This window comes from Streptomyces venezuelae ATCC 10712 (assembly GCF_008639165.1).
In the GTDB taxonomy this organism is placed as follows: Bacteria; Actinomycetota; Actinomycetes; order Streptomycetales; family Streptomycetaceae; genus Streptomyces; species Streptomyces venezuelae.
In genome coordinates this window covers 7,101,889-7,127,954 of sequence record NZ_CP029197.1, presented here as the reverse complement: position 1 = coordinate 7,127,954, position 26,066 = coordinate 7,101,889, and the positions used below count along the sequence as shown (strand labels likewise).

General features: G+C 73.6%; 24 protein-coding genes. 13 read left to right on the top strand and 11 right to left on the bottom strand.

Going from position 1 to position 26,066, the window contains the following annotated elements:
• The first annotated feature begins 136 nt into the window (after positions 1-136).
• Positions 137-1,423, top strand: a complete 1,287-nt coding sequence (locus tag DEJ43_RS32650; protein ID WP_015037707.1) for a YhgE/Pip domain-containing protein — start codon at positions 137-139, stop codon at positions 1,421-1,423.
• Positions 1,424-1,457: 34 nt separating this feature from the next.
• On the opposite strand, the gene recQ is transcribed toward DEJ43_RS32650, so the two are convergent.
• Positions 1,458-3,500, bottom strand: coding sequence for a DNA helicase RecQ (recQ, locus tag DEJ43_RS32645; protein WP_015037706.1), 2,043 nt, complete (start codon positions 3,498-3,500; stop codon positions 1,458-1,460).
• 158 nt (positions 3,501-3,658) lie between these two features.
• Here recQ and DEJ43_RS32640 point away from each other — a divergent pair, with 158 nt between their 5' ends.
• Positions 3,659-3,910, top strand: a complete 252-nt coding sequence (locus DEJ43_RS32640) for an EF-hand domain-containing protein (RefSeq protein ID WP_015037705.1) — start codon at positions 3,659-3,661, stop codon at positions 3,908-3,910.
• Between the two features lie 180 nt (positions 3,911-4,090).
• Here the strand turns inward: DEJ43_RS32640 and DEJ43_RS32635 are convergent, their stop codons facing one another.
• Entirely contained in the window at positions 4,091-4,381 is a 291-nt protein-coding gene (locus tag DEJ43_RS32635) for a hypothetical protein (RefSeq protein WP_041664459.1), read from the bottom strand.
• Between the two features lie 228 nt (positions 4,382-4,609).
• On the opposite strand from DEJ43_RS32635, the gene DEJ43_RS32630 reads away from it, so the two are divergent.
• The gene (locus tag DEJ43_RS32630) at positions 4,610-5,338 is read left to right on the top strand and encodes a YoaK family protein (protein ID WP_041663156.1); all 729 of its coding nucleotides are present in this window, start codon (positions 4,610-4,612) and stop codon (positions 5,336-5,338) included.
• Here DEJ43_RS32630 and DEJ43_RS32625 read toward each other — a convergent pair.
• Positions 5,335-5,895 (bottom strand): carboxymuconolactone decarboxylase family protein, encoded by a 561-nt coding sequence (locus DEJ43_RS32625; RefSeq protein WP_015037702.1) that lies wholly within the window; start codon positions 5,893-5,895, stop codon positions 5,335-5,337. The genes DEJ43_RS32630 and DEJ43_RS32625 overlap by 4 nt on opposite strands.
• Before the next feature lie 75 nt (positions 5,896-5,970).
• Here DEJ43_RS32625 and DEJ43_RS32620 point away from each other — a divergent pair, with 75 nt between their 5' ends.
• Both DEJ43_RS32620 and DEJ43_RS32615 read left to right on the top strand, forming a co-directional pair.
• Complete coding sequence (locus DEJ43_RS32620; RefSeq protein WP_015037701.1) at positions 5,971-6,894, top strand: pirin family protein; 924 nt, start codon at positions 5,971-5,973, stop codon at positions 6,892-6,894.
• A 50-nt stretch (positions 6,895-6,944) separates the two neighbouring features.
• Entirely contained in the window at positions 6,945-7,286 is a 342-nt protein-coding gene (locus DEJ43_RS32615) for a GNAT family N-acetyltransferase (RefSeq protein ID WP_015037700.1), read from the top strand.
• A gap of 82 nt (positions 7,287-7,368) precedes the next feature.
• Here DEJ43_RS32615 and DEJ43_RS32610 read toward each other — a convergent pair whose 3' ends face one another.
• Positions 7,369-8,166 carry a VOC family protein gene (locus DEJ43_RS32610; RefSeq protein ID WP_041663154.1) on the bottom strand — a complete coding sequence of 266 codons (798 nt, stop codon included), beginning with the start codon at positions 8,164-8,166 and terminating at the stop codon, positions 7,369-7,371.
• A gap of 143 nt (positions 8,167-8,309) precedes the next feature.
• Here DEJ43_RS32610 and DEJ43_RS32605 point away from each other — a divergent pair, with 143 nt between their 5' ends.
• The 3 genes from DEJ43_RS32605 (at position 8,310) to DEJ43_RS32595 (ending at position 10,286) form a co-directional block, all read left to right on the top strand.
• Positions 8,310-8,714, top strand: coding sequence for an ArsR/SmtB family transcription factor (locus tag DEJ43_RS32605; RefSeq protein ID WP_078508809.1), 405 nt, complete (start codon positions 8,310-8,312; stop codon positions 8,712-8,714).
• Positions 8,711-9,130 (top strand): SRPBCC family protein, encoded by a 420-nt coding sequence (locus DEJ43_RS32600; RefSeq protein WP_015037697.1) that lies wholly within the window; start codon positions 8,711-8,713, stop codon positions 9,128-9,130. Before DEJ43_RS32605 ends, DEJ43_RS32600 begins: the two co-directional genes overlap by 4 nt.
• 82 nt (positions 9,131-9,212) lie before the next feature.
• A complete protein-coding gene (locus DEJ43_RS32595; RefSeq protein WP_015037696.1) occupies positions 9,213-10,286 on the top strand; it encodes an NAD-dependent epimerase/dehydratase family protein in 1,074 nt (357 codons plus the stop codon).
• A gap of 73 nt (positions 10,287-10,359) precedes the next feature.
• Here the strand turns inward: DEJ43_RS32595 and DEJ43_RS32590 are convergent, their stop codons facing one another.
• Positions 10,360-11,496, bottom strand: a complete 1,137-nt coding sequence (locus DEJ43_RS32590; RefSeq protein WP_015037695.1) for a sensor histidine kinase — start codon at positions 11,494-11,496, stop codon at positions 10,360-10,362.
• The gene (locus DEJ43_RS32585) at positions 11,493-12,302 is read right to left on the bottom strand and encodes a response regulator transcription factor (protein ID WP_015037694.1); all 810 of its coding nucleotides are present in this window, start codon (positions 12,300-12,302) and stop codon (positions 11,493-11,495) included. Before DEJ43_RS32585 ends, DEJ43_RS32590 begins: the two co-directional genes overlap by 4 nt.
• Before the next feature lie 134 nt (positions 12,303-12,436).
• Between DEJ43_RS32585 and DEJ43_RS32580 the strand changes: the two genes are divergently transcribed.
• Genes DEJ43_RS32580 through DEJ43_RS32570 form a run of 3 tightly spaced genes read left to right on the top strand, consistent with a single transcriptional unit; the run spans position 12,437 to position 14,477 of the window.
• Complete coding sequence (locus tag DEJ43_RS32580) at positions 12,437-13,114, top strand: glycosyltransferase family 2 protein (protein WP_041663152.1); 678 nt, start codon at positions 12,437-12,439, stop codon at positions 13,112-13,114.
• Entirely contained in the window at positions 13,111-13,800 is a 690-nt protein-coding gene (locus tag DEJ43_RS32575; protein WP_015037692.1) for a TIGR04282 family arsenosugar biosynthesis glycosyltransferase, read from the top strand. Before DEJ43_RS32580 ends, DEJ43_RS32575 begins: the two co-directional genes overlap by 4 nt.
• Positions 13,797-14,477 carry a class I SAM-dependent methyltransferase gene (locus DEJ43_RS32570; protein ID WP_015037691.1) on the top strand — a complete coding sequence of 227 codons (681 nt, stop codon included), beginning with the start codon at positions 13,797-13,799 and terminating at the stop codon, positions 14,475-14,477. Before DEJ43_RS32575 ends, DEJ43_RS32570 begins: the two co-directional genes overlap by 4 nt.
• On the opposite strand, the gene DEJ43_RS32565 is transcribed toward DEJ43_RS32570, so the two are convergent.
• Both DEJ43_RS32565 and DEJ43_RS32560 read right to left on the bottom strand, forming a co-directional pair.
• Positions 14,438-14,995 (bottom strand): hypothetical protein, encoded by a 558-nt coding sequence (locus DEJ43_RS32565; RefSeq protein WP_015037690.1) that lies wholly within the window; start codon positions 14,993-14,995, stop codon positions 14,438-14,440. The genes DEJ43_RS32570 and DEJ43_RS32565 overlap by 40 nt on opposite strands.
• On the bottom strand, positions 14,992-16,212 hold the full coding sequence (locus DEJ43_RS32560) for a molybdopterin-dependent oxidoreductase (protein WP_015037689.1): 1,221 nt from the start codon (positions 16,210-16,212) through the stop codon (positions 14,992-14,994). The genes DEJ43_RS32565 and DEJ43_RS32560 overlap by 4 nt, the downstream gene beginning before the upstream one ends.
• 113 nt (positions 16,213-16,325) lie before the next feature.
• On the opposite strand from DEJ43_RS32560, the gene DEJ43_RS32555 reads away from it, so the two are divergent.
• The gene (locus DEJ43_RS32555; RefSeq protein WP_015037688.1) at positions 16,326-17,726 is read left to right on the top strand and encodes a glycosyltransferase 87 family protein; all 1,401 of its coding nucleotides are present in this window, start codon (positions 16,326-16,328) and stop codon (positions 17,724-17,726) included.
• A gap of 249 nt (positions 17,727-17,975) precedes the next feature.
• On the opposite strand, the gene DEJ43_RS32550 is transcribed toward DEJ43_RS32555, so the two are convergent.
• Entirely contained in the window at positions 17,976-18,833 is an 858-nt protein-coding gene (locus DEJ43_RS32550) for a class I SAM-dependent methyltransferase (protein ID WP_015037687.1), read from the bottom strand.
• A 313-nt stretch (positions 18,834-19,146) separates the two neighbouring features.
• Here DEJ43_RS32550 and DEJ43_RS32545 point away from each other — a divergent pair, with 313 nt between their 5' ends.
• Complete coding sequence (locus DEJ43_RS32545) at positions 19,147-20,361, top strand: glycoside hydrolase family 64 protein (RefSeq protein WP_015037686.1); 1,215 nt, start codon at positions 19,147-19,149, stop codon at positions 20,359-20,361.
• 81 nt (positions 20,362-20,442) lie between these two features.
• Here the strand turns inward: DEJ43_RS32545 and DEJ43_RS32540 are convergent, their stop codons facing one another.
• Together DEJ43_RS32540 and DEJ43_RS38655 are read right to left on the bottom strand one after the other, a co-directional pair.
• A complete protein-coding gene (locus tag DEJ43_RS32540) occupies positions 20,443-20,997 on the bottom strand; it encodes an SMI1/KNR4 family protein (RefSeq protein ID WP_015037685.1) in 555 nt (184 codons plus the stop codon).
• A 21-nt stretch (positions 20,998-21,018) separates the two neighbouring features.
• Positions 21,019-25,779 carry a DUF6531 domain-containing protein gene (locus DEJ43_RS38655; protein ID WP_015037684.1) on the bottom strand — a complete coding sequence of 1,587 codons (4,761 nt, stop codon included), beginning with the start codon at positions 25,777-25,779 and terminating at the stop codon, positions 21,019-21,021.
• Positions 25,780-26,066: the final 287 nt, after the last annotated feature.

Below are 26,066 nucleotides of genomic sequence, written 5' to 3'. Positions count from 1 at the left end.
CCGCCCGTCTCACGCACCAAACGGCCCCGCGGCCCTCCGGTTCGCGCACCAAACGGCCCGCGGCCGCCCGACACGCCGCCCGCCCCGTACGGCCCGCAATCCCCGCCAGGGCGGCGCGCGCGCCGACGATGGCAGCATGACGTCCGCGATCCCCCCGAACACCCCGAGCACCCAGGGCCCGCAGGTCCGCGCCGCCGCCCTCGCCCGCAACCCCAAGCTGTGGCTCGTACCGACCGTCCTCAGCGCGATCGTCGCCGTGGGCCTCGCCCTCCTCTACATGGGCGGCATCCTCAACCCGAACGAGAACCTGCACCGACTGCCGGTCGCGCTGGTCGACGAGGACCGCGGCGCGCCGCTGCCCGGGCAGCGGGAGAACCTGGGGAAGCAGATCACCGACGCGATCGTCGCCTCCGGTCCCTCGAAGAACGCCGTCGACTGGCGGCGGCTCGACCGCGCGGAGGCCCAGGACGCGCTGGCCTCCGGCAAGGTCTTCGGCGCCCTGGTCGTCCCGGCGGACTTCACCGCTTCCGTCGCGGCCCTGACCACGGACCGGGCGACGGTCCGCCCGACCCTGACCGTGCTCACCAACCCCGGACTCGGCAGCCTCGGTTCCTCACTGACCGCCCAGATCAACCAGCGGGCGGCCCACCAGGCCTCGCTGACCATCGGCAAGCAGCTCTCGGCCACCACCGACCTGGCGACCACCCGGCTGCTCCTCACGGACCCGGTGGCCGTCACCACCGAGGTCGGCCATCCCATCGGCCGGCACAGCGGTCTCGGCCTGACCGCCTTCTACTACACGCTGCTGCTCGTCCTCGGCGGCTTCATCGGCGGCAACCTCGTCAACAGCGGCGTCGACACCGCGCTCGGCTACGCCGACAGCGAGATCGGCCCCTGGCACTCCCGCCACCCGACCGTGCCGATCAGCCGCACCCAGACCCTGATCCTGAAGATGCTCATGACGGCCGGCATCTCGGTGCTCACCACCACGCTCGTCATGGTGGCCACGATCGCGATCCTGGGGATGGACGCCTCCCACCTGCCGATGCTGTGGATCTTCTCCTACTGCGCCACGGTCGCCGTGGGCCTGGGCGTCCAGGCGATCAACGCCGCGTTCGGCGGGATCGGGCAGCTCGTGTCGATGTTCGTCTTCATCGCCCTCGCGCTCCCCTCCTCGGGGGCGACCGTCCCGCTGGAGGCCACCCCCGGCTTCTACCGCTTCCTCGGCGTCTTCGAGCCGATGCACCAGCTCAGTTCCGGCGTGCGGTCCATCCTGTACTTCGACGCCCGCGCCGACGCCGGGCTCGCCAGGGGCTGGATCATGATCGCGGTCGGCGTGGCCCTCGCCCTGGCCTTCGGTCTGGCCATGACCCACTACTACGACCGCCGGGGCCTGCGCCGCCTCACACCACAGCCCGCCTGACCGGCACCCGGCACCCGGCACCCGGCACCCGGCACTACCGCCAGTCGTCGAACGGCGGCTCGTCCAGCTCGTCGAGGTCGTACGGCGGCTCCTCGTCGTACGGCGCGGCGGCCGGGTCGACGGGAGCGGGACGGGCGCCGGGAACGACGGCCCCGCCCGCACCCGCACCCGGTGCCTGGGCGGCACCGGCACCGACTGCCGAAGCGGCCGCAGCTGCCGGAGCGGCCGCCCCCGCCTCCGCCAGCGCGCCGAGGACGCCCTCGGCGTACTTCGTCAGCTTGGCCTCGCCGACACCGCCGACGGTGCCGAGCTCCTCGACGGTGGCGGGCAGCCGCGTCGCGATCTCCCGCAGCGTGGCGTCGTGGAACACGACGTACGCCGGGACGCCCTGCTCGCGCGCGGTCGCGGCCCGCCAGGCGCGCAGCGCCTCGAAGACCGGCACCGCGGCCGCCGGCAGGTCGACCGGGACCCGGGCGCCCTTCCCGGAGCGGGCGCCGGACTCCTTGCGGGAGGCGGCCGGGGCCTTCTCCTTGCGCAGGGTGACGGTGCGGCGTCCGCCGAGCACCTCGCCGCTGTCCTCGGTGAGCACGAGCGTGCCGTAGTCGCCCTCCACGGCGAGGAGCCCGAGGGCGAGGAGCTGGCGCACGACTCCGCGCCACTCCGCCGTCCCGAGGTCCGAGCCGACACCGAAGACCGAGAGCCCGTCGTGGTCGAACTGGATGACCTTGGCCGTCTTCTTGCCCTGCAGGATGTCGATGATCTGACCGGCGCCGAACTTCTGGCGCCGTTCCTTGGCGAGCCGCCACACCGTGGACAGCAGCTTCTGCGCCGCGACCGTGCCGTCCCAGGACTCCGCCGGGGTCAGGCAGGTGTCGCAGTTGCCGCAGGGCTGCCCCTCCTGGCCGAAGTACGCGAGGAGGCGGACCCGGCGGCAGTCGACCGTCTCGCAGAGCGCCAGCATCGCGTCCAGGTGCATGCCGAGGGCGCGCCGGTGCTGCTCGTCGCCCTCGGAACCGTCGATGAGCTTGCGCTGCTGGACCACGTCCTGGAGGCCGTACGCCAGCCAGGCCGTGGCCGGTTCGCCGTCGCGGCCCGCGCGGCCGGTCTCCTGGTAGTAGCCCTCGACGGACTTCGGCAGGTCGAGGTGGGCGACGAAGCGGACGTCCGGCTTGTCGATGCCCATGCCGAAGGCGATGGTCGCCACCACGACGACGCCGTCCTCGCGGAGGAAGCGGGCCTGGTTCGCCGCGCGCGTCCGGGCGTCCATCCCGGCGTGGTACGGCACGGCGTCGATGCCGTTCTCCACGAGGAGGGCCGCGGTCTTCTCCACCGAGGCGCGGGAGAGGCAGTAGACGACTCCGGCGTCCCCGTCGTGCTCGGTGCGGATGAGTTCGAGCAGCTGCTTGTGGGGGTTGTTCTTGGGGACGATGCGGTACTGGATGTTCGGCCGGTCGAAGCCGGCGACGAAGTGCCGGGCGTCCTCCAGGCCGAGCCGCGCCGCGATCTCCCGGTGCGTGGCCTCGGTGGCGGTCGCGGTCAGGGCGATCCGCGGCACCTTGGGCCAGCGCTCATGGAGCATGGACAGGGCGAGGTAGTCGGGCCGGAAGTCGTGGCCCCACTGGGCGACGCAGTGGGCCTCGTCGATCGCGAAGAGCGACACCGTGCCCCGGTCGAGGAGCCGCTGGGTGCCCTCGGTGCGCAGCCGCTCGGGAGCCAGGTAGAGCAGATCGAGCTCGCCGGCGAGGAAGGCCTGCTCGACGGTCTGCCGCTCGTAGGGGTCCTGGGTCGAGTTGAGGAATCCGGCCCGCACGCCGAGGGCCCGGAGCGCGTCCACCTGGTCCTGCATCAGCGCGATGAGCGGCGAGATCACCACGCCCGTGCCGTCTCTGACCAGGGCGGGGATCTGGTAGCAGAGCGACTTTCCGCCGCCCGTGGGCATCAGGACGAGGGCGTCGCCGCCGTCGACGACCTGCTCGATGATCTCCTGCTGCACCCCTCGGAAGGAGCTGTAGCCGAAGACGCGGTGGAGGACCTGCGCTGCCTCGGAGAGCACGGCGGAATCGTCGGAAAGGACCATTCACCCACCCTATCGGCCCCCACGGACACCCCGTCCGCCTCACTGTGGAACTTGTGGAAAACCCTCCGCCAGGCAACGCGGAGGCCCCGCCCCGCGTCCTTCCGCAGGGACGCATCGGCCGACTCGACAGCCACGGCCAGAGGGAAGCAGGACACATCATGAGCGACAAGGCCCGTACTCTCTTCGACGCGCTCGACCTCGACCACGACGGCACCCTGACGCGCGCCGAGGTCATCGACGCCCTCCGGGTCAAGGGCCCGACCCTTGCCGCGCGGGGCGTCATCCCCTACTGGGGCGTGGGGAACGAGGACGAGTCCTCCGCGCTGTTCGACGAGGCCGACCAGAACGGCGACCGCGTGCTGTCGTTCGAGGAGTTCGCCACGCTGGTCGGCCGCCGCTTCGGCTGGTGACACCGACGGCGTACGGCGACGGGTGACACCGGCGGCGTACGGCGACCGGTGACGGTGACCCCGACGGCGTACGCGACCGGCGACCGGTGACCCCGACGGCGTACGGCGACCGGGGCCGGACGCGGAGAAGCCGGCACCGCGCCGTTCGCGCGATGCCGGCACGTCCGCCCGTGAGCCCTGTCAGGCGACGACGGGGAGCAGCCCGGCGACCGGCGCGGCCTGGTCGGTGAGCTGGTGGAGCTGGTTCACCTCGTGCAGCCGGTCGAGGCCGCCGAGCTGATCGGCGATGCCGGGGAACTGGGCCTTGGACTCCTCCGGGATCCCGGTGGTGACGAGCGCGTCGAGCTCGGTGACCGGGTTGATCGGCGGGCCGAGGGGGCTGGTGGTGGCGGCCTGTGCGGCGGTCGCGCCGACGCAGGAGAAGGCGGCGGCGACGGCGAGGAGCGCGGAGATGCGTCGTGTAGTGGTCACCCCCTGACAACGGCCCGGGGCGCCGACGGACACGGTCGTGTTCTCCCGCACCGCGCTCGGGGAGCTGCCGAACCGCCTCGCGGCGCGACCGGAGCCGTACGGACTGGGCAGTCCTGCCCAGCGTGGCGGCTCGGCCGTTCCGGACCGGATCGGTGAACCTCGGAGGAGGGTCGTGCGGTGCCGTGGCGGCCACTCGTCGCCGAACCGTCGCGGAAGGGGCGCCCGAGGATGCGCAGGCTGCTGGTCGACGCGGCCCACACGCTGGTGCCGCCGAAGGGGGACCGGCACGGGCCGCTGCCGCCGCTCCTGCTGACCCTGACGGTGGTGACCGGTCTGGTGGACGCGGTGAGCTATCTGGCCCTGGGTCATGTCTTCGTGGCGAACATGACGGGCAACGTCGTGTTCCTCGGCTTCGCCCTGGCGGGCGCCGAGGGCCTGTCGGCCTGGGCCTCCCTGGCGGCGATGGCGGCGTTCCTGGTGGGCGCGGTGGCCGGAGGCCGGTTCGGCACGCGGTTCGCCGACCACCGGGGGAAGCTGCTCGCCTCGGCCACGACGCTGCAGGCGCTGCTCGTGTCGGTGGCGCTCGTCACCGTCCTGGTGACGCACGACCGGCTGGCCGCGCCGGGCCGGTACGTCCTGATCGTGACGCTCGCCCTGGCCATGGGGCTGCAGAACGCGGCCGTCCGGCGCCTCGGCGTGCCGGACCTGACCACGACCGTGCTGACGCAGACCCTGACCGGTCTGGCCTCGGACCCGGGTCCGGCCGGCGGGGCGGGGCCCCGGCCCGGCCGGCGGGTGCTGGCGGTGCTCTCGATGTTCCTCGGCGCCCTGGCGGGCGCGCTGCTCCTGCGGTCCGGGACCGGCGCGGTCCTCGGCGTGGCCGTGGCGCTGATCGTGGTGGCCGCGGTGGTCACCCGGCTCAGCTCGGCCCCCGGCGCCGGGTGGGTCCGGCCTTAGCGCGCTGCCTGGCGTACCGGGTGCCGGCTCAGGATCGAGACGCGGTTGAAGGAGTTGATGGTGATCGCCACCCAGATCACGGCGGAGATCTCGTCGTCGGTCAGGACGGCGCGGGCCGTGTCGTAGGCGCGGTCCTGCGCGAGGCCGTCCGCCGGGTGGGTGGTGGCCTCCGCCAGGGCGAGGGCCGCGCGTTCCCGCGGGGTGAAGAGCTCGGTCTCGCGCCAGGCGGGGAGGACGCCGAGGCGCCGGGTGGTCTCGCCGGCCCGGAGGGCCGCCTTGGTGTGCACGTCGAGGCAGTAGGCGCAGCCGTTGATCTGCGAGACGCGGAGGTTGACCAGTTCGACCAGGACGCGGTCGAGTCCCGCCTCCGCGGCGGTCGCGCGGGCGGCGTCGGCCGCGCGGACCAGCGCCTGGTAGGCCGTGGGGCTCTGCTTGTCGAGGTAGACCCGTCGCCCGTCGGGGGCCTGCGCCGCCGGCTCGGTCACGCCTGTCACGCCGTTCGTCACGTCGCTCGTCACGTCGCTCACCCTGTACTCCTTCGACGACCCCGTGCACATCACGGGTTCGGAAGCTATGATCAACCAAGATTGTTGAAAGCGAAACTACATCACACTGTACGAGAGGGGCCGGACATGGACGACAACGAGGTCGAGATCCTCTCCGCCCGGGACGTCCCCCTGGGCGGTCCACGCGCCATGACCGTACGACGCACCCTGCCCCAGCGGTCCCGGACCCTGATCGGGGCATGGTGCTTCGCCGACCACTACGGTCCCGACGAGGTCGCCGCGTCCGGCGGCATGGACGTCGCCCCCCACCCGCACACGGGCCTGCAGACGGTGAGCTGGCTCTTCAGCGGGGAGATCGAGCACCGCGACAGCCTCGGCAGCCACGCCCTCGTACGGCCCGGGGAGCTCAACCTGATGACCGGCGGCCACGGCATCAGCCACACCGAGGTCTCCACCCCCGGCACCACGGTCCTCCACGGCGTGCAGCTGTGGGTGGCCCTGCCCGACGAACACCGGCACGCCGACCGCGACTTCCAGCACCACGTCCCGAAGCCGCTGCTGCTCGACGGCGCGGAGATCCGGGTGTTCCTCGGCACCCTCGCCGGCGAGACCTCACCGGTCCCCACCTTCACCCCGCTGCTCGGCGCGGAGCTCCTCCTCGACGCCGGTGCCACCGTCACGCTCCCCGTCGACCCGGCCTTCGAACACGGGCTGCTGGTCGACGAAGGAGAGGTCCGGCTCGACGGAACCCTCCTGCGCCCGGCGGAACTCGGCTACGCCGACACCGGACGCGCCACCCTGACCCTGACGAACGAGTCCGGCCACCGCGCCCGCGCGGTCCTCCTCGGCGGCACGCCGTTCGGCGAGGAGATCATCATGTGGTGGAACTTCATCGGCCGCACCCACCAGGACATCGTCGAGGCCAGGGAGGAATGGGAGCGCGCCTCCGAGCGGTTCGGACACGTCGAGGGCTACCCGGGCGACCGCCTCCCGGCCCCCGCCCTGCCGAACGCCGCGCTCACCCCGCGCGGCAACCCGCCCCGCGCCTGACTCGCACACCACCCCGTAGCCCCCACCCTCCAACACCCGAAAGGCAGATCATGAGCGAGCAGGTCACCACCCCCGTCGTACGGCACGTCGAGGCCCGCCACCGCTACGAGATCCTCGTCGACGAGCAGCGCGCCGGCCTCACGGCGTACCGCGACCGCGAGGACCGGCGCGTCTTCTTCCACACCGAGATCGACGACGCCTACGCCGGCCAGGGACTGGCCTCGATCCTCGTCGAGCAGGCCCTGACGGACGTGCGCGCGGCCGGGAAGCGGATCGTGCCCGTCTGCCCGTACGTGGCGAAGTTCCTGAAGAAGCACGAGGAGTTCGCCGACATCACCGACCCGGTGACGCCGGAGGTCCTGACCTGGCTGGAAGACCGACTGTCCCGCTGACGACGAAGAAGGGCCGGGGGCACGCCCGCCCCCGGTCCCAGCCCTCTTTGCCGAGCCCTCCCCCTCTCCCGGCCCTGCTCGTTCAGCCCGCGGGCGGGGCGAGGACGACGAAGTCGGCGTTCGAGGGGTCGAGGCAGACGGCGAGACGGCCGACGCCCTCCGCGTCGTCCGGCCCCATCTGGACGTTGCCGCCGCTCGCGGTGACCCTGGCGACCGCGTCGTCGCAGTCGGCGACGGCGAAGACGGGGTGCCAGTACGGCCGTCCGTGCGCGAGGGCCAGGTCGGCCTCCGCCACCTGCATGAGGCCGCCGTGCATGCGCTCCTCGGGGAGCCCGGCGGGCGTGATGAGGGTGTACGTGCCCCCGCCGCCCGGCATCTCCATGTCGCTGAACTGCCAGCCGAAGACACTGCCGTAGAACTGCTTCGCGGCGGCCGCGTCGCTCGTGTACAGCTCGGTCCAGGACAGTGAGCCGGGCTCGTCCACCTGGTCGACGCCCTTGTCGGTGCCCGGCTGCCAGACGGCGAACTGACCTCCCAGCGGGTCGCTGTACTGCGCCATCCGGCCCCACTCGTCGAGCTGCGTGGGCGGGACGCGGACCGTGCCGCCCGCCTCCTCCACGGCCCGTGTCGTGGCGTCCGCGTCGGTGACCGCGTAGTAGATCATCCAGGCGGAGCGGGCGCCCTCCTCGGTGAGCTTGCCGAGCCCGGCGACGGTCTTGCCGTCGTTGCGGAACATCCCGCCCTCCATGCCCTCCCCGGCGTCCATGGACTCGTACTGCCAGCCGAACACGCCGCCGTAGAAGGCGGCGGCGGCCTGGACGTCAGGGGCACCGAGGTCGAGCCAGCAGGGGGAGCCGGGTACGAAGTCAGTGGTGATCATGACAGTGGCCTTTCGCAGGTTCGGTACGCCCTCAGGCTCGCACCGGAGCCGCGGCCCCGCCCGTCGGCCGGACCCGGCCCACATCCACGCTGACGCGTCGGGAAAAGTTGACACGTCGGAGAACTCCGACGCATTCTGGAGGCATGCCATCCGTCGACGTCTACAGCGCGCTGTCCAACCCGGTCCGGCGCAAACTGCTCGAAGGGCTCATCGCGGGCCCGCGCCCGGCCGGTGAACTGGCCGGCGAGTTCTCGCTGAGCCGGCCCGCCGTCTCCGAGCACCTCGCCGTGCTGAGGAGGGCCGGACTGGTCAGCGAGGAGCCCCGCGGGCGCCACCGCTACTACCACCTGCGGCCGGAGCCCCTCGCCGAGGTCGGCGCCTGGCTGCACCCGTTCGAGCACTACTGGCGCGCCCGGATGGGCGCCCTGCGCGACGTACTGGACGAGCTCGGCGAAGCCGGCGGCGTGGGCGACGACAGCGCCCCCGGCAGCACCACCGACAACAGCAACAGCAACAGCAACAGCAACAGCAAGGACGAAACCCCATGACCACGGACCTCCGCACCATCCAATGCGACCAGTTCATCGCCCACCCGCCGCAGGCCGTCTGGCGCGCCCTCACCGACCCCGAGCTGCACGCGCGCTGGTGGGCGGCGGGCGACGTCCGCGCCGAGGTGGGACACCGGTTCACCCTCGACATGGGGCAGTGGGGCCGGCAGGAGTGCGAGGTGCTCGCCGTGGAACCGGAGCGCCTCCTGAGCTACAGCTTCGCCCCGGGCAGCCTGGACACCACCATCACCTGGCGGCTCGAACCGGAGGGCACCGGCACGCGGCTCTTCCTCGACCACGCCGGCTTCGACCTCGACTCGCCGCTGGGCAAGGCCGCGTTCGAGGGCATGGGGCGCGGCTGGCCCGCGCTGCTCCGCCGGATCGAGAAGATGCTGGCCGACACCCCGCAGCAGTAGCGGGACCCGCCGGGATGACGGAAGTCTTACGGCCCGGCGTGGACCGCCCCGCCGCGATCCTGCGGTCCGTAGCGTCCCGTCCATGCGCGTACTCGTCACAGGAGGAGCCGGGTTCATCGGCTCGCACATCGTCACGGCGCTCCGGGAGGCCGGCCATGAACCGGTCGTCCTGGACGCGCTGCTGCCCAGCGCCCACCCCACCGCCCCGGCTCCCGGCGCCGCCGCGCCCCCGGCGGAGTTCGTGCACGCCGACGTGCGGGACGCGTGGAGCGTCGCGGCGGTACTGCGCGGGGTCGACGCGGTCTGCCACCAGGCAGCCATGGTCGGCCTCGGGCGGGACTTCGCCGACGCCCCGGACTACGTCAGCTGCAACGACCTCGGCACGGCGGTCCTCCTCGCCGCCATGGCGGAGACCGGTGTACGGCGGCTGGTGCTCGCCGGCTCGATGGTCGTGTACGGGGAAGGGCGCTACGACTGCCTCCGCCACGGGCCCGTCCGGCCGGGGGCGCGCCGGCCCGAGGACCTCGCGGCAGGCCTGTTCGAACCGCGCTGCCCCGACTGCGGCTCGGCCCTCACCCCCGGCCTGGTCGGCGAGGACACGCCCCCCGACCCCCGGAACGTGTACGCGTCGACCAAGCTGACCCAGGAGCACCTGGCGGCGGCGTGGGCCCGCTCGGTCGACGGCACCGCCCTCTCCCTGCGCTACCACAACGTGTACGGGCCGGGGATGCCCCGGGACACCCCGTACGCGGGGGTGGCCTCCTTCTTCCGCTCGGCGCTCGCCCGGAGCGAGGCACCCCGGGTCTTCGAGGACGGCGGCCAGCGCAGGGACTTCGTCCACGTCGAGGACGTGGCGGCGGCCAACGTCCTCGGTCTCGAAGCCGCCCCCGGCCTGCCGCCCGGCACCCTCACGGCGTACAACACCGGCAGCGGGGACCCGCACACCGTCGGCGAGATGGCCACCGCACTGGCCCGCGCCCACGGCGGCCCGGCACCGGTGGTGACGGGCGAGTTCCGCCTGGGCGACGTCCGCCACATCACCGCCGACTCGACCCGCCTCCGCCACGACCTGGGCTGGCACCCCCGGATCACCTTCACCGAAGGCATGACCGCCTTCGCCCACGCCGCCCAACGGACCTCGGCGGGCGTGAACTAGAACCCGCTGAACCCGCTGGAGAGACCGGACTTCCCGGCCCCGGCCTGCCGGCCGCGCCCGTGCCGGTGGGCCGTCAGCCGGCGGCTGCCGGGAGGGTCACCTCGAAGCGGCAGCCGCCGGGGACGTTGCGTACCCGGGCGCTGCCCGCGTGGGCTTCCACGATGCCACGGACGATGGCGAGGCCGAGGCCCGCGCCCGCCGGAGGCGCGTCGCCCGACCCTGTCGGAGGGGTGCGCGCCTCGGTGCCGCGCCAGCCCGTGTCGAAGACCCGGGGCAGGTCCTCGGCGGGGATGCCGCCGCAGCCGTCGGTGACGGACAGGACCACGGCGTCGTCGCGCCGTTCGGCCGCCACGGCCACGGTGCCGTCCGCCGGGGTGTGGCGGATGGCGTTCACGAGGAGGTTGGCGAGGACCCTCGTCATCTCCTTGCCGTCGACCTCCACGGGGACGGCCTCGACCGTCTCCCCCACCAGCCGGACGCCGTTCGCCCTGGCCAGCGGGTCCGCGCCGCTCAGCGCGTCGCCGACCAGGTCGTACACGGACAGCCGGCTCGTACTGAGGGTCAGCGCGCCCGCGTGGATCCGCGAGAGTTCGAATAGGTCCGTGACCATCCCCGTGAGGCGTTCGACCTCGGTGCGGATCTGCCGGTGGTAGCGGGCCGGATCGGCCGCCATGCCGTCCTCGAGGGCCTCCGCCATCGCCCGCAGCCCGGCGAGCGGGGTGCGCAGATCGTGGGAGATCCAGGCGACGAGCTCCCGGCGCGAGGCTTCGAGCGAGCGCTCACGGCGACGGGAGGCGTCGAGTTTGGCGCTGGTGGCGGCCAGTTCGCGGGTGAGCGCGGCGAGTTCGGCGGTGGCGGCGCCGTCGGGGGCGGAGAAGCTTCCGCCGTCGCCGAAGTCCCGGGCCGCGCGGGCCAGGGCGCGGCTGCGGGTCACCACCCACCGGCCGAGGACGAGCGCGGTGCCGAGTGACACGAGGGCCGCCATGGCGATGACGACGGTCACCACCCACAGGTCGTGCGCGGACAGGAACATCGCCTGGGCGACGGCGAGCGTGCCCGCCAGCATCGCCGTCACGGTGACGGCGGCGACGATGGTCAGCGAGACGGCGACCGAGCGGTGCCGGACGAGGCGGAGGACGACCGCGCCGGCGAGACCCGCGCCGGCGGCTCCCGCGAGGGCGAACACGGCGATGAGCAGGATGTCCTTCACGCGCCCGCGCCACCGTCCGCCGCGTGAACCGCCGCGCCGCCGTCCGTCGCATGAACCGCCGCGTCGGCCACCGCCGTCGTCTCCCCCGGTTCGAACCGGTACCCGACCCCCCACACCGTCTCGATCAGCCGGGGCCTGGCCGGGTCCTGCTCGATCTTGGCGCGCAGGCGCCGTACGTGGACCGTGACGGTCGACAGGTCGCCGAAGTCCCAGCCCCACACCCGCCGCATCAGCGCCTCCCTGCTGTGCGCCGTACGGGGATGCTCCAGGAAGTACGCCAGGAGGTCGAACTCCCGCAGCGTCAGGCCGAGTTCCGCTCCCGCCCGGGTCGCCCGGCGCGTCGCCGTGTCGACCGTGAGGTCCCCGGCGCGCAGCACGGGCCGGGGAGCGACGGCCGGCGTGGCCCGGGCGGCCGTCGTACGGGTCCGCCGCAGCACGGACTCGACGCGCAGCACCAGCTCGCGTGGGCTGAACGGTTTGGTGACGTAGTCGTCCGCCCCCACCTCAAGCCCGGTGATCCGGTCCTCCTGGTCGCCGCGCGCGGTCAGCATGATCACCGGCACGGGACCGGTGGCGCGCAGCCTGCGGCAGACCTCGAGTCCGTCGAGACCGGGCAGCATCAGGTCGAGCACGATCAGGTCGGCCCACCGCTCCGCCGCCCGCCGCAGGGCCTCGGGGCCGTCGGCCGCGTGCTCGACGGCGCAGCCGGCCCGCTCCAGATAGCCGGTGACCACCTCGGCCACCGTCGGATCGTCTTCCACCACCAGGATCCTGGCGGGAGGTCGCTGCTCGTCGTGCTCGCTCATGCGGCACAGCCTCGCACCCGCACCGGCGGCCGGTCACGGCCACCAGGGGGTACGCACGGCGACGTCCGCGTTTCGTAAGGAGTGGAAGGGCCCGGGAGGGCCTCGCGGTTCCTACGGTGAGACGCGTGACACCCATGACCGTAGACGTCGTCCTTCCCTGTCTCGACGAGGCCGAGGCCCTGCCCTGGGTCCTGGCCCGGATCCCCGCCGGATGGCGCGCGATCGTCGTCGACAACGGTTCCACCGACGGCTCGGCCGCGCTCGCGGCCGGGCTCGGCGCGACCGTCGTGCACGAGCCCCGGCGCGGTTTCGGGGCCGCCTGCCATGCCGGACTGCTCGCCGCCGAAGCCGAGTTCGTGTGCTTCTGCGACTGCGACGCCTCCCTGGACCCGGGGCTCCTCCCGGGCCTCGTCGGCGCCGTGGCCGAGGGTTCGGCGGAGCTCCTCCTGGGCCGCCGCCGTCCCGCAGGTCGCGGCGCCTGGCCGGCCCACGCCCGGGCGGGCAACCTCGCCCTGTCCTGGCTGCTGCGCCGCCGCACCGGGCTGCGGCTGCACGATCTCGGGCCGCTGCGGGCCGCCCGGCGCGAGGCGCTCCTCGGGCTCGGTCTCACGGACCGGCGCAGCGGCTACCCGCTGCAGATGGTGGTACGGGCGGCCGACGCGGGCTGGCGGGTGCGCGAGGTCGACGTGCCGTACCTCCCCCGGGCGGGCCGGTCCAAGGTCACCGGCACCTGGCGGGGCACGTACCAGGCCGTGCACGACATGCGGCGGGTGCTCGACGAGCCGGTACGGGCCGGGGGCGGTCGTCCGTGACCACGCTCCTCGTCATCGCGAAGCAGCCGCTCCCGGGGCGGGTGAAGACCCGGCTCACTCCCCCGTTCACCCCGGCGGAGGCGGCCTCGCTCGCCGCGGCGGCGCTCGCGGACACGCTCTCGGCCGCCGCCCGCGTCCCCGCCGACCGGCACGTCCTCGTGCTCGAAGGGGAGCCGGGACCGTGGCTGCCACCGGGCTTCGACGTCGTCCCGCAGGTGGCCGGCGGCCTCGACGTACGGCTCGCGGCCGCGTTCGCCGCCTGCGCGGGACCTGCGCTGCTCATCGGCATGGACACCCCGCAGGTCGCTCCGGAGCACCTGGCCCCCGCGCTGCGCGGGGACGGCCACGACGCGTGGTTCGGCCCGGCGGCCGACGGCGGTTTCTGGGCGCTCGGCCTCGCCGCCCCCGACCCGGCCCTCCTGCTCGGCGTCCCGATGTCCCGGCCGGACACGGGCGCCGTGCAGTACGAGCGGCTGCGGGCGGCCGGGCTGCGGATCGGCGGCCTGCCCGTACTGCGCGACGTGGACACGGCGGAGGACGCCCGACGGGTGGCGGCCTCCGCACCGGGAACCCGTTTCGCCGCCGTGCACACGGAGCTGACGACGAGGCCACATCCGGCGGGGGCCGGGACGGGCGCCCGGGGGACGGGCGGCCAGGGCGCGGGCGGCCGCGGGGCGTCCCGATGAGCGGAGCGACGACCTGGTGCGCCGATCCGTACACCGACGCCCTGCGCGCCGGGCGCGGGCCGCTGTTCCTGCGCCGCGACGACGGCTGGCTCCTGCCCCTTGAGGTCGAGCGCTGGTGCGAGGAGCCGGACGCCGCCGACCGTTCGGTCCTGGGACGCTGCCGTGGCACGGTCCTCGACATCGGTTCCGGCCCCGGGCGGCTCGTCGCGGCCCTCGCCGCCGAGGGCCGCCGCGCGCTCGGCATCGACATCAGCCCGGAGGCGGTCTCCCGGACCGAACGCCTCGGGGGCGCGGCCCTGTGCCGCTCGGTCTTCGATCCGTTGCCGGCGGAGGGCCGCTGGGACACGGCGCTGCTGATCGACGGGAACGCGGGGATCGGCGGCGATCCCGCCGCGCTCCTGCGACGGCTGCGGCAGGTCGTGTCCCGCACCGGCCTCGTCATCGCCGAGTGCGCACCCGTGGACGTCGACGAGCGGTGTGAGGTGCGGGTCGACGACGGGCGCGGCGGTCGGGGAACTCCGTTCCCGTGGGCCCGGGTGGGTACCCGGGCCCTGGCCGCCCACGCGGCCCGTACGGGCTGGTCCGTGGCCGAGGCCTGGACGGTCGCGGACCGCCCCTTCCTGTCCCTGCTGCCCCGTCAGTCGCCGGTGCCGCCCCGCTCCCGACCTCGCCCCTGACCCCGATCCCGACCTCCCTCCGGCCCCGGCGCCGGAGGCTCCCGCCTCTCCCGCCGCTCCCGCCTCCTCCGTACGGACTCCCCCCGACCCTGTACGGAATCCCCCCGACTCCGTACAGACTCCGCCCAACGCCGTACGAGATACAGCACCCCCGTCACCACGCCCACCGCCCCCAGCACGATCGCGAGGTTCCGGCCGTACGGCAGGGGCAGCGCCGACGGGTTCGGGGGCTCCCCCGGGCGTACGAGCAGGGGCAGCGTCACCAGGGTCACGCTGCCCGCGACGATCAGCGCCCCGCGCCACAGGCCCCGTGCGGGGCGTGCCGCGATCAGCAGGCCGACGGCAAGGACCAGCGGGGCGAGCACGCCGTCGTGCAGGACGACGGCCCCGGCCAGCCACAGCAGCACGCCGGCCGGGTCCGGTTCGGCCGCCACCAGCCAGGCGCCCAGGCCGATCAGTCCCAGGCCGAGCCCTCCCAGGGCGTAGCGCAGCACCAGTTGTGCGTCCGTGTTCCTCATCGCACCTCCAGCCGGTGGACCCACTTGGTCTGCAGGACGCCCGGCCGGTTGGGGGCGATGATCCTGGCCGGGAATCCGTGGTCGAGGGAGAGCGGCCGGCCGTTGAGCGTGAGGGCGAGCAGGGTGAGCGGATCGTCCACGTAGTCCGTGCCCATCTCCATCACGCGGTAGGAGCCGGTCAGTTCGAGGGAGGTGACCCGCAGCGAGGCGCGGTCGGGCCGGCCGCCGGCCCGCGCCACCAGGTCGCGCACCCGCACCCCGCCCCAGTCGGCCAGGACGGTCCAGCCCTCGACGCAGGCGATCGGCAGCCGGGCCCGGGCCTGCCGCATGTCCCGCAGCGCGTCGAGGGTGAGGGTGTACGGACGGGGGCCGGCGACCTCCAGACGCCATGCTCCGAGGCGGCTCGCCGACACGCCGGCGGCCGCCGCGGTCCGGTTGACCGGCAGTCCCTGCGGACCGTGGTCGGGGTGGCGGGGCGCGAGGAGGTCGAGGGCCTTGAGGGGCGGGACGGTCTGTCCCACCGTCGTCAGCGTGACGACACCGACGGCGGCGCCCATGCCGAGGAGCAGGGAGCGGCGGTCGGTGGCGTCCTCGGCCGGGAGGGCGAGGGTGCCCGCCGAGCGCCGGGTCCAATGGTCCCTGATCTCGGGGGCCTTGACGGCGATGTGGAGCAGGATCGAGCCGGTCACGACCCAGGCGACGGCGAAGTGCACCTGGATGAAGGAGAACGGCCAGGGGTACCACTCGGCGATGTTGAGCAGGCCGGTGAACAACTCGAAGACGGCCGCGGCCACCAGGACCGCGACGGACAGCCGCTCAAGGGCGTGCCGTACGGACCGGACCGGCGGCCACACGAACAGGCGGGGGTACACCGCCCACAGTTTGACCAGGAGCAGCACGATCGCGGCGAGGCCGGTGGCCACGTGAAGGCCCTGGGTGAGCCAGTAGCCCCACACCGGCCGGGCGGGCAGGTCGTCGGCGAGGCCGTCCGGCGGATGCTGGAGGTAGTGGCTGACGAGGCCGGTCACGAAGCAGACGCCGAAGGCTGCGCCGAGCCACCGTCCGACGGCCGTCGCCGTCCGCGCGTCGTGCAGGCGCCCCGTGAAGACGGGCGGGCGGACGGCGGACAGCGCGGAGCGGGCTGCTCCGGGCGTCTGCCGGCGGGGCGGCGACGACGCGGAGCGGCGGAGGCGGCGGAAGGGACGGCGGGAGGTCATGCCGTCCATGACACCGCCGCGCCGGGCCGTACGGAGGGTCCGACACCTTACGAAACCCGAACGCCCCGACGGGTCGGCCGCTCACCGGCCCGGGCCGCTGCCAGGCTGCGCCCATGCCCCGCATCCGCCCCGTACCCGCCGTCGTCCTCACCTCACTGCTGCTCTTCGCCCTGACCGCGGGGCTCGCCGCCCTGCTCCGGGGGGACGCCGGGGGCGGTGCCTTCCTGGGCGGCTACCTGGGGGCCTGGGCGCTGTTCGTGGCGGCGGTCGTCACGCTGCGCAGCGCGCCGGCGCGGGCGGTGGTGCCGCTGGTCGTGGCCGGCGCGGTCGCGGTCGCGGCCGTGGGGCTCGTGGCGGGGCCGCGCACCAGCACGGACTCGTACCGGTACGCCTGGGACGGTCGCGTGCAGGCCGCCGGCATCTCCCCGTACGACCACGCGCCCGCCGATCCGGAGCTCCGTCCACTGCGCGACGCGTGGCTCTTCCCCGGGGCCGCGGCGTGCGAGCGGGGCGGCGCCGAGCTCGCCCCGCTCGGCGACGGCGGGTGCACCCGCATCAACCGGCCCGCCGTGCACACCGTCTACCCGCCGGTCGCCGAGGGCTGGTTCCTGCTGGTCCACGTCCTGTCGCCGGCGGACGCCCGGCACAAGGGCCTCCAGACCGGCGCCGCCCTCCTCGCGCTCGCGGTGACGGGTGTGCTGGTCGCGGCGCTGCGCCGGCGGGGCGATCCCCGTCGCGCGGCCCTGTGGGCCTGGTGTCCGGCCGTCCCGGTCGAAGCCGTCGACAACGCCCATGTCGACGTGCTCGCCGTCCTGTTCTCGGTCGCGGCGCTGCTCGTCGTGGCGCGCCACCGGCTCGCCGGCGGTGTGCTGCTCGGTCTGGCGATCACGTCGAAGCTGCTGCCTGCCGTGCTGCTGCCGGGGGCGCTCTCCGGCGTGCGGCGCCCGCGTGCGGCGCTCGCGGTCCTCGCGGGCGCGGGGGTCACGGTCGGGGCGCTGTACCTGCCGTACGTCCTGCTGTCCCGGAGCTCCGTCCTCGGCTATCTCGGCGGCTACGCGCAGGAGGAGGGGTACGACGACGCGGGCGCGGGCGGCCGGTACGTACTGCTCCGGCTCGTCCTGCCGGACAGCTGGGCGCCGCCGGTGGCGGCGCTCGCCCTGGCGGTGGTCGCGGTGGCCGTGTGGTGGCGCGGCGACCCCGAACGCCCGTGGCGCGGCGCGCTGGTGACGACGGGCACGGCCTTCCTCCTCCTCACCCCCGGCTACTCCTGGTACGCCCTGCTCCTGATCGCCCTGGTGGCGCTCGACGGGCGCGGGGAGTGGCTGGGGGTCGCGGTCGCCGGGGCGGTCGCCTACCTGCTGGGCGGCGACGCGGCGACGGCGGCGTACGCGGTGGCGGCGGCCCTGCCGGCGGGCGCCGCGTGGGTACGGCGGCGGGCACGGGAACGACCGGACCGGCGGCCCGTCCGGCCGCCGCGTCCTCTTCCCGTGCGCCGGGGTCGCGCGCCCCAGTGACCCCGTGCGCTGGTGATCGACGTGTGCGTGCCGTAGAGGCGGGTGCGTCGTCCTGAGCATGCGGCGAAGGTCCTGGCGGCCGGGTCCGGCGGTGGACCGGGCAGCCGGTGAGACCCCCTCAGCCCTGCGGGCCTGCGGTGACCCGCCCGGGGTGGTCCCTGGCCGGGCCCGTCGGGGCCGGTTGTGGTCCCGGGCCGGGCTCGTCGGGCTCGGGGCGGCCCCGGTACGGGCCCTGCCGCCGGCCCGCCGTCAGGCGGGGGCGCCGTCGCCCTCCGGCTTGCGGCCCCAGACCGTCAGCATGCCGGCCGACAGCGCGGCGCAGGCGTCGGAGTCCAGGTAACGGATCGCCTCGTCGACGGCCGCGTCGTCGACGAGGCCGGTGGCCAGCATCGCCGCCCTGCTGCGCTGCCAGGTGTCGGCCCAGAACCGGCTGAGGGGGCTGCCCGGCGTCAGGGGCGGCACGTGGATCTCGGCGGCGACGGCTTCGAGGCCCGCCCCGCGCAACACCCGCGGGTACGACGGCACCCAGGAGACGTCGGTGCCGATGGTGTCCTTCAGGCCGCGCCACATCGCCCGCATCGCCACGGTGTACGGCGTGTCGGGCGTGCGGTCGCTCGTGAGGTCGACCGCGTCGCTGAGCACCAGCACGCCGCCGGGCTCGACGAGTTCGGCGAGCCGGGTCACCAGGGCGTCGGGCTCGGGCAGGTGCATCAGCACGAACCGCGCGTGCACCAGCCGGAACCGGCGGCCGGGGACGAAGCCGGGGCCGGTGATGTCGGCCTCCAGCACGTCGAGCCCGGGCACGCGCCGCTCCCTCAGGAACCGTACGTCGCGGTCCACGGCGAGCACGCCCGCCACCCCGGCCTCGTCGAGGAGCCGCCGGGACACCGTGCCCGTACCGGCGCCCACGTCGAGGCACCGCCAGCCGGGGCCGACGCCGAGCGCGCGCAGCCGCGCCATGGTGATGTCGTCGTACGCGAGGGCGCCGTAGTCGATGCGGTCGCCCTCACCGGCCTGTTCGGGGCGGAACACGGCCTCGCCGTAGCGGCCGCCGCCCTGGTCGCGGATCCCGTCGCCGCCCAGGTCGCCGGGCGCCCCGCCCGTCATGTCGCCGCCGACGGGACGGCGCGTGTGTCGCACAAGGTCATGGCCAGATCTCTTCGCACGGTGGGGTGATGACGGTGCCGGCGGCCCCTGGCCGCCGCACCCCGCCGATCCTCCACCGGCCGCCGCCCGACCGTCCGAGGCGCGCCGCGCCTGGGCCGATCGGCCCAACGGGCCACGACACCGGACCGGCCCAACCTCTCCTCGACCTTTCGCCGCCCACCGCCAACCCATTGACAGGTCCAGGCCATTCTCACCATGCTTGAGAGCGCTCTCAAGCCCGCGCCCCCTCGCCCCCCACTCCCGAGGAGCCCCCATGCCCGCACGCCGCAGGCGCGCCCGCGTCGCCCGACTCGTCCCGCTGACCGCCGCCGCCGCGCTGATCGGCACCGCCGTCACCCTCGCCGGGCCCTCCGAGCCCGTCGAGGCCGCCGTCCCCGCGACCATTCCGCTGACCTTCACGAACAACTCCGGCCGCGGCGACCAGGTCTACGTCTACAACCTCGGCACCGAGCTCTCCACGGGCCGTCAGGGCTGGGCCGACGCGAACGGAACCTTCCACCCCTGGCCTGCCGGCGGCCCCGTTCCCGTCCCGGCGCCCGACGCGGCCATCACCGGCCCCGCCAACGGCCGTTCGATGACGATCCGGCTGCCCAAGTTCTCGGGCCGGATCTACTTCAGCTACGGACAGAAGCTGGTGTTCAAGGTGGCGACGGGCGGTCTCGTGCAGCCCGCCGTCCAGAACCCGAGCGACCCCAACCGCGACATCCTCTTCAACTGGTCCGAGTACACGCTGAACGACTCCGGTCTCTGGATCAACAGCACCCAGGTCGACATGGTCTCGGCGCCGTACGCGGTCGGCGTGAAGCGCCCCGACGGCACCGTCGCGAACACGGGCCGCCTCAAGCCCGGCGGCTACCGCGGCTTCTTCGACGCGCTGCGCGGCCAGCCCGGCGGCTGGGCCAACCTCGTACAGACCCGCCCCGACGGCACCGTGCTCCGCGCCCTGGCGCCGGGCCACGGCATCGAGGCCGGCGCGCTGCCCTCCGGCGTGATGAGCGACTACATCAACCGCGTGTGGAGCAAGTACGCCACCTCGACGCTGACCGTGACGCCCTTCGCGAACCAGCCCTCCGTGAAGTACTACGGCCGGGTCTCGGGGAACGTCATGAACTTCACCAACAGTTCCGGCGCCGTCGTCACCTCGTTCCAGAAGCCCGACTCCGACAGCGTCTTCGGCTGTTACAAGCACCTCGACGCCCCGAACGACCAGGTGCGCGGCCCCATTTCACGGACGCTCTGCGCCGGGTACAACCGCTCCACGCTGCTCACCAACCCGAACCAGCCGGACACCGGGCCGGCCGGCTTCTACCAGGACGCGGTGACCAACCACTACTCACGCAAGATCCACGCCCAGATGGCCGACGGCAAGGCGTACGGCTTCGCCTTCGACGACGTGGGCGCCCACGAGTCGCTGGTGCACGACGGCTCGCCGCAGCAGGCCTACGTCACGCTGGACCCGTTCAACTGAGGCACGTGACGGGGCCGGTGCGACGGGGCCGGACGCCCCGTCACACCGGCCCGTCACACCGCCCCCGTCAGACCGCCCCCGTCACCCGCCCAGGATCTCGTCGTTCGGGTCGAAGCTGTGGTCCTCGTCGTCGACGGGCAGGTTGTCGAGGATGTCGGAGTGGATCTCGCCGGTGAGCACGGACAGGACGAACCGGGTGCTCGGCACCGGGTGGTACTCCCACTCCGGTCCACGGCCCGCGTTCGCCAGGACCGTCCAGTCCTCGGGGCGGACGTCCTTGCCCGTGAACCAGTAGAGATAGGCGCCGGTCCCCTCGATGTACGCGAAGGGCAGCAGCCCGGCCCCGTCGGCCTCCAGCTGCTCGGGGCGCGGCTCGGGGCCGATCTCCCACAGCCGGGCCAGCACCTCGGCGCGCTCCTCCTTCATGGCGAGGAGGTCGTAGTCGGGGTCGGCGCAGTCGGGTTCGAGGATCCAGATCGTCTCGTCGAAGACACCGCCGCCGTAGGTGTCGACGAGGTCCTTGAAGTCCTCGGGCAGGGCGGTGCCCAGGCGGGCCTCGACGTCTGTCCAGGCCCGCGGCCGACGGTCCGCCGGCGGCGGGACGATCCGGGTGAGCTGTTCCACGTCAGGGTGCATCAGGGGTCTCCGGGAGGGGGCTCAGGGCTTGGGCACGTTCAGGATAGTGATGTGGTTGGTGGGGGACGCGCCTTCGTAGGGGATGAACCGGAACCCCTTGTTCCCGGTGGCGTGGATGGTCAGGCCGACCGGGACCAGATCGGTGGGGTCGTTGGTCCGGTAGATCGGTGTCACCGTGTAGTCGATCGTCTCGTTGTTCTTGTCCACGGCGTGCCGGATCTGGTCCTCGATGGCCTTCATGACCGGGCTGTTGGCGTTGCGGTGCATGGCGACGAAGTTGCGGGTGTCCTTGTTGGAGCCGCCGATCTGCGCGCCGAGCAGGTGGGTCTTGTTCCAGCCCTTGTACTTCTGGTAGCCGACGACGTTCGTGGGCGGCTTGGTCTTGCCGCCCGTCATGCCCGGCTCGATCTTGGCCCGCATGGTGCCGGAGCGGCCGCCGGGTCCGGTGCTGAACCGGACGCGGCCGCCCCAGGTGGGGTCGGACTCGTCGCAGGGCTTCAGGCCGAGCGGGTCCTGGAGGGTGAGCGGGTTGTCGACGTAGGCGAACGGGTTGGGGCCGGGGTCGAGCCCGAGCGGGTCGAGGGTGAGGTAGCGGGCCGTCTCGGGGTCGTAGTGGCGGAAGTAGTTGTGGTGGAGTCCGGTCTCCGGGTCGTGGTACTGGCCGGGGAAGCGCAGCGGGGTGTACGCCGAGGCGTCGCGGTTCCAGACGGTGACGCCCCAGACGGTGCTGCGGCTGTGCCAGGCGATGTGTCCGGTCTCGTCGACCATCTCGGTCGGCGTGCCGACGATGTCGGTGACGAGGGCGAAGAAGCGCTGGTCGACGATGTCCTGCGGGGCGTCGGCGGCGGACTTGCTCTCGACCTGGAGCAGCGGCCGGTAGCCGTCGTGCTCCCAGGTCAGATGGACCGCCTCGGTGGAGTTCGGGCCGCGCGTGGTCTGTTCGACGAGGGTGCTGCCGTCCCAGGAGAACAGCGTCTCCTCGACGACGCTCTCGCCGTCGGCCGCCAGGCGTTGCTTGGCGACGCGTCGGCCGAGCGGGTCGTAGCGGTAGCGCCAGCGGGTTCCGTCGGGGGTGGTGACGGCCGTGAGGCGGTCCTCGGCGTCCCAGGTGTAGTGCCAGGTGTCCGGCTTGCGGGACAGCCGGGTCTTCTGCCGCAGCACGACCCGGCCCTGCGCGTCGTACGCGTACCGTACGGTCCCGGCGCCGACCAGGCGGCTGCCCTCGTAGCGCCGCTCGCCGGTGGCCTCGGCGCCGGGCATGGCGGAGGGCCAGCTGGCGTGGCGCTGGTTGCCCGCCGCGTCGTACGCGTAGCTCTCCTGCCAGCCGGGGCCCTCGGCGGCGAGGACGCGTCCGGTGCCGTCGAGGGAGAAGGTGCGCCGCGTCGCGCGCGAGCCGGTGACGGCGAGCAGCCGCCCGTCCGGGTCCCAGCCGTACCGGCGCTCGCGCCGGCGCTCGGGCGCGGCGGCGCTGTCCGCGGCGGCCGGGTCGGGCGCGGCCGGGGTGAGCGGGGTGAGGACCTGGGCCTCAAGACGGCCGACGGGGTTCCAGGTGTGGGCGAGCCGGAAGACGTCGTCGAGCGTGCGGGAGGTCTCGCGGCCGACCGCGTCGTGGGTGAAGCGCAGGGTCCGTCCGGCGACGGTGAGCGACTCGCGGTGGCCCGCCTCGCCGTACGACTGGCGGGTCACGGTCCCGGACGGGGTGGTGCGGGTGAGCCGTCGGCCTGCGGCGTCGCAGGTGGTGGCCACGGTCCTGCCGTCGATGGTCTCGGCGACGACCCGGCCGACCACGTCGTACGCGTACTCGAGGACGGAGTCGGGTGATTCGGCCCGCAGCAGGCGCCCTTCGGGGTCGTGCGCGTACCGGACGCGGTGGCCGGCGATGTCCTTCTCGACGAGGTTGCCGACGGTGTCGTACCGGTAGGTGGTGGTCTGCCCGAGCGCGTTGGTCCGTCCGGTGAGCATGCCGGCGGCGTCGTAGGAGTACGCCGTGGTGCCGCCGTCGTAGTCGGTCTCGGAGACCAGCCGGCCGCTCGCGTCGTAGGTGTAGCCCCAGGTGAGCCCCTGGGCGTCGGTCATCCCGGTGAGCCGCCGCTCGGTGTCGTGGCGGAAGGCGATCCGGGCGCCGTCCGGGTTCCTGATCTCGGTCGGCAGGTCGAAGTGGGTGTAGGCGAACTCGGTGGTCCGGCCCGACGGGTCGGTGTGGCGGAGGCAGTTGCCCTCGCCGTCGTACGTCCACCGTTCGGTGCGGTCGTCGGCGGTGGTGCGCGAGGTGAGCGCGCCTTCGACGGACCAGGTCAGTCGGGTGTGGCCGCCGAGCGGGTCGGTGAGGTCGACCAGCCGGCCGAAGGCGTCGTAGGCGCACCGGGTGACCGCGCCGGTGGGGTCCGTGAGGCCGATGGGGAGGCCGGCCGGGTCGCGGTCGACGGTCACCGTGTTGCCGAGCGGGTCGGTGATGCCGATGGCGGCGCCGCGCCCGTTGTAGGTGTAGGTGGTGCCGGCGCCCGCGGGGTCGATGAGCGCGACGCGGTTGCCGTGCTCGTCGTAACGGTGGTGCCAGGTCGCGCCGTTGGGCTCGGTCACGGTGGTGGGCAGGCCGAGCTCGTTGTACGAGACGCTGGTGACCAGCCCGTCGGGCCGGGTCACCGTGGTGGGGCGTCCCTCGTCGTCGTAGGCGATGCGGACGGTCGCGCCGAGCGGGTCGGTGGCGGAGACCACGCGGTCGTGGGCGTCGTAGGCCGTGGTGCTGGTGTGGCCGAGGGGGTCCGTCCACGCCACCAGCCGGTAGCGGGCGTCGAAGCGGAACGCCGTGGTCGCCCCGGTGGAGTCGGTGTAGCGGGTGATGCGGTCGGTCTCGTCGGCGTGGTCGTAGGTCAGCGTGGCGGACATGATGCCGTCGGGGCCGACGGTCTCGACGACCCGGCCGGCGGAGTCGTACACATAGCGGAACGTGCTGTCGTTGCGGTCGGTCCACGACGTGATCCGGGCGTCGTCGTCGTACGTGAACCGGGAGGGAAGGCCGGAGGAGTTGGTGACCCCGGTGAGGTCGCCGTGCTCGTCGTAGCCGTAGCTCAGGACGGTGGTGGGGCCCGCCGGGGTGCGCAGCGCGAGTGCCGTGATCCGGCTGCCTTCGGTGCTGATCTGCACCTGGTAGCCGCCGTCGTGGGTGACGGCGCTCGGGGAGCCGTCCGGGCGGCGGGCGAAGGTGATGCCGTTGCCGTGGCGGTCCTCGATCTCGCTGAGCCAGTACGCCGTGGACACCGCGTACGGGTCGCCGGTGAAGTACCGGCAGAGTCCGGTGGCGGGATCGGTGACGCGGAACGTCGTCCGGGCGTCGGCCTCCTCGCTGTACGAGAGCGGCAGGCGCGGGCCTTCGACGGGCAGGACGGCCTCGTCTCCGGCGGCGGGGACGCGGGGGTAGACGAGGAGGCTGCCGTCCTCCCGGGCCCATATGAGCCCGCCGCCCGTCGGGTCGACCTCAAGGCGCTCGTCCAGGGTGGAGGCCCAACTGCGGCCGAACCACTGGCCGTAGCGGTACTGCGAGAGGTGGACGCGGCGTAGGGTCAGCGGCAGGACGCCGGGCAGGTCGAGGTCGGTCTGCGCCAGGATCATCTCTCCCGTCGCGACGTCGATGGGATCGCCCTCGCAGTGGGTCTTGTCCAGCGGGATGCTGTTGCGCTGCGCGTCCCCGCGGGCGTTGCGCAGGGCGTTGGGGCGGGTGCGGACGTCGGAGTCGCCGCCGCGTCCGCCCGGTCCCGGCTTGCCGTTTCCGCCCTTGGTGTCGTCGTGGTCGCCCTTGTGCTGCCGGGCGAGGCGGTCGCGCGTGGCGTCGTCGTTGTTCTTGTGGTCGACGGAGATCTTCTTGACGGCCTTGGGCAGCGTGTCGCCGATGTGGTCGCCCATGGTCTTGGCGGACTTCACCAGCGCGCCCATGGCCTTCTCGATCACCGGGTCGAGCGCGTCGGCGATGTCGTCCCGGCCCCGGTTGCGGCGCTGGTGCCCCTTGGCCTTGGTGAGCTTGCCCGCGGTCTTGCCGTGGATGCCGGTGCTCACCCCGTTCAGCTTCGTCCCGGCCTGCTCGTGCTCGTCGTGCTCGATGTGGAAGCCCTTGCCCTTGCCGCCGCCACCGCTGCCGCCTCCGGCGGAGGCCAGGTTGAGGCCGTCCTTGCCCGCCTGCTTCGTCTGGTCGAGGTCCACACCGTTCTGGACGCCCAGCGCGTCCATGCTCACCTGGACGACCAGGTCCGCGGCCATGTTCTCCAGCGCCGCCACGACCGGCTCCGTCATGACCGAGACGATGTGGCCGACGGCCTCCTCCATCGCCTCCGTGATCAGCTTCAGCAGCTGCTTCTTCGTGAAGGCGATCGCGCCGGCGCCCAGCAGCGCCGACAGACCGCCCGTCACGGGGATCAACGCCAGGGCGAGGCCGGTCTGTCCGGCCAGCACGCCGAGCTCGGCGACCGCCTTCCACTTCATTCCCTCGATCGCGCCCGCCGCCAGGTCGAGCGCGTCCGCGATCGTACGGGCCGCGGACACCATGTCCTTCAGGTGCTTGCCCTTGACCTTGGTCCAGTGCTCGTTGAGCGCTTCCATCGCCTCGCCGTGACCCGACGACAGCAGACGCTCCATGTGGTTGTTGGCGAGCTGGCCGTCATCGGCCAGGTCGTCCGCGAACTCCCGCAGCGCGTCCGCCATGTCGCGGTACGCGTCCTCGTCGACGTTCGGCCAGTTCACCCCCACCAGGTCGAGAAGTGTGTCCGCCCAGTCCGGCACCGTGACAGCCATGACCTCTGATCCCCCGTCCGACAACCGTCCGCTCCGACAGCCCTCCCACGGACACGGTTCCCGAACCATCCGCGATTGGCAACCGAATCCTGGTGACCGGGCGGGCTGTTACTCGCCTCGCGTGGACCGTCGCAGGTCAGTCGCGAGCCACACGATCATGCTTGTCGTACGCGTGTTCTGCAAATCGTCGCAATCGCGACGCCGGGACCGGCCGGAAGAAAGTCCGGCCGGAGGCGAATCCTCTTCCCGCTCCCCCGACTCCTTTCTGCGTACCGGCCGCACGGGCC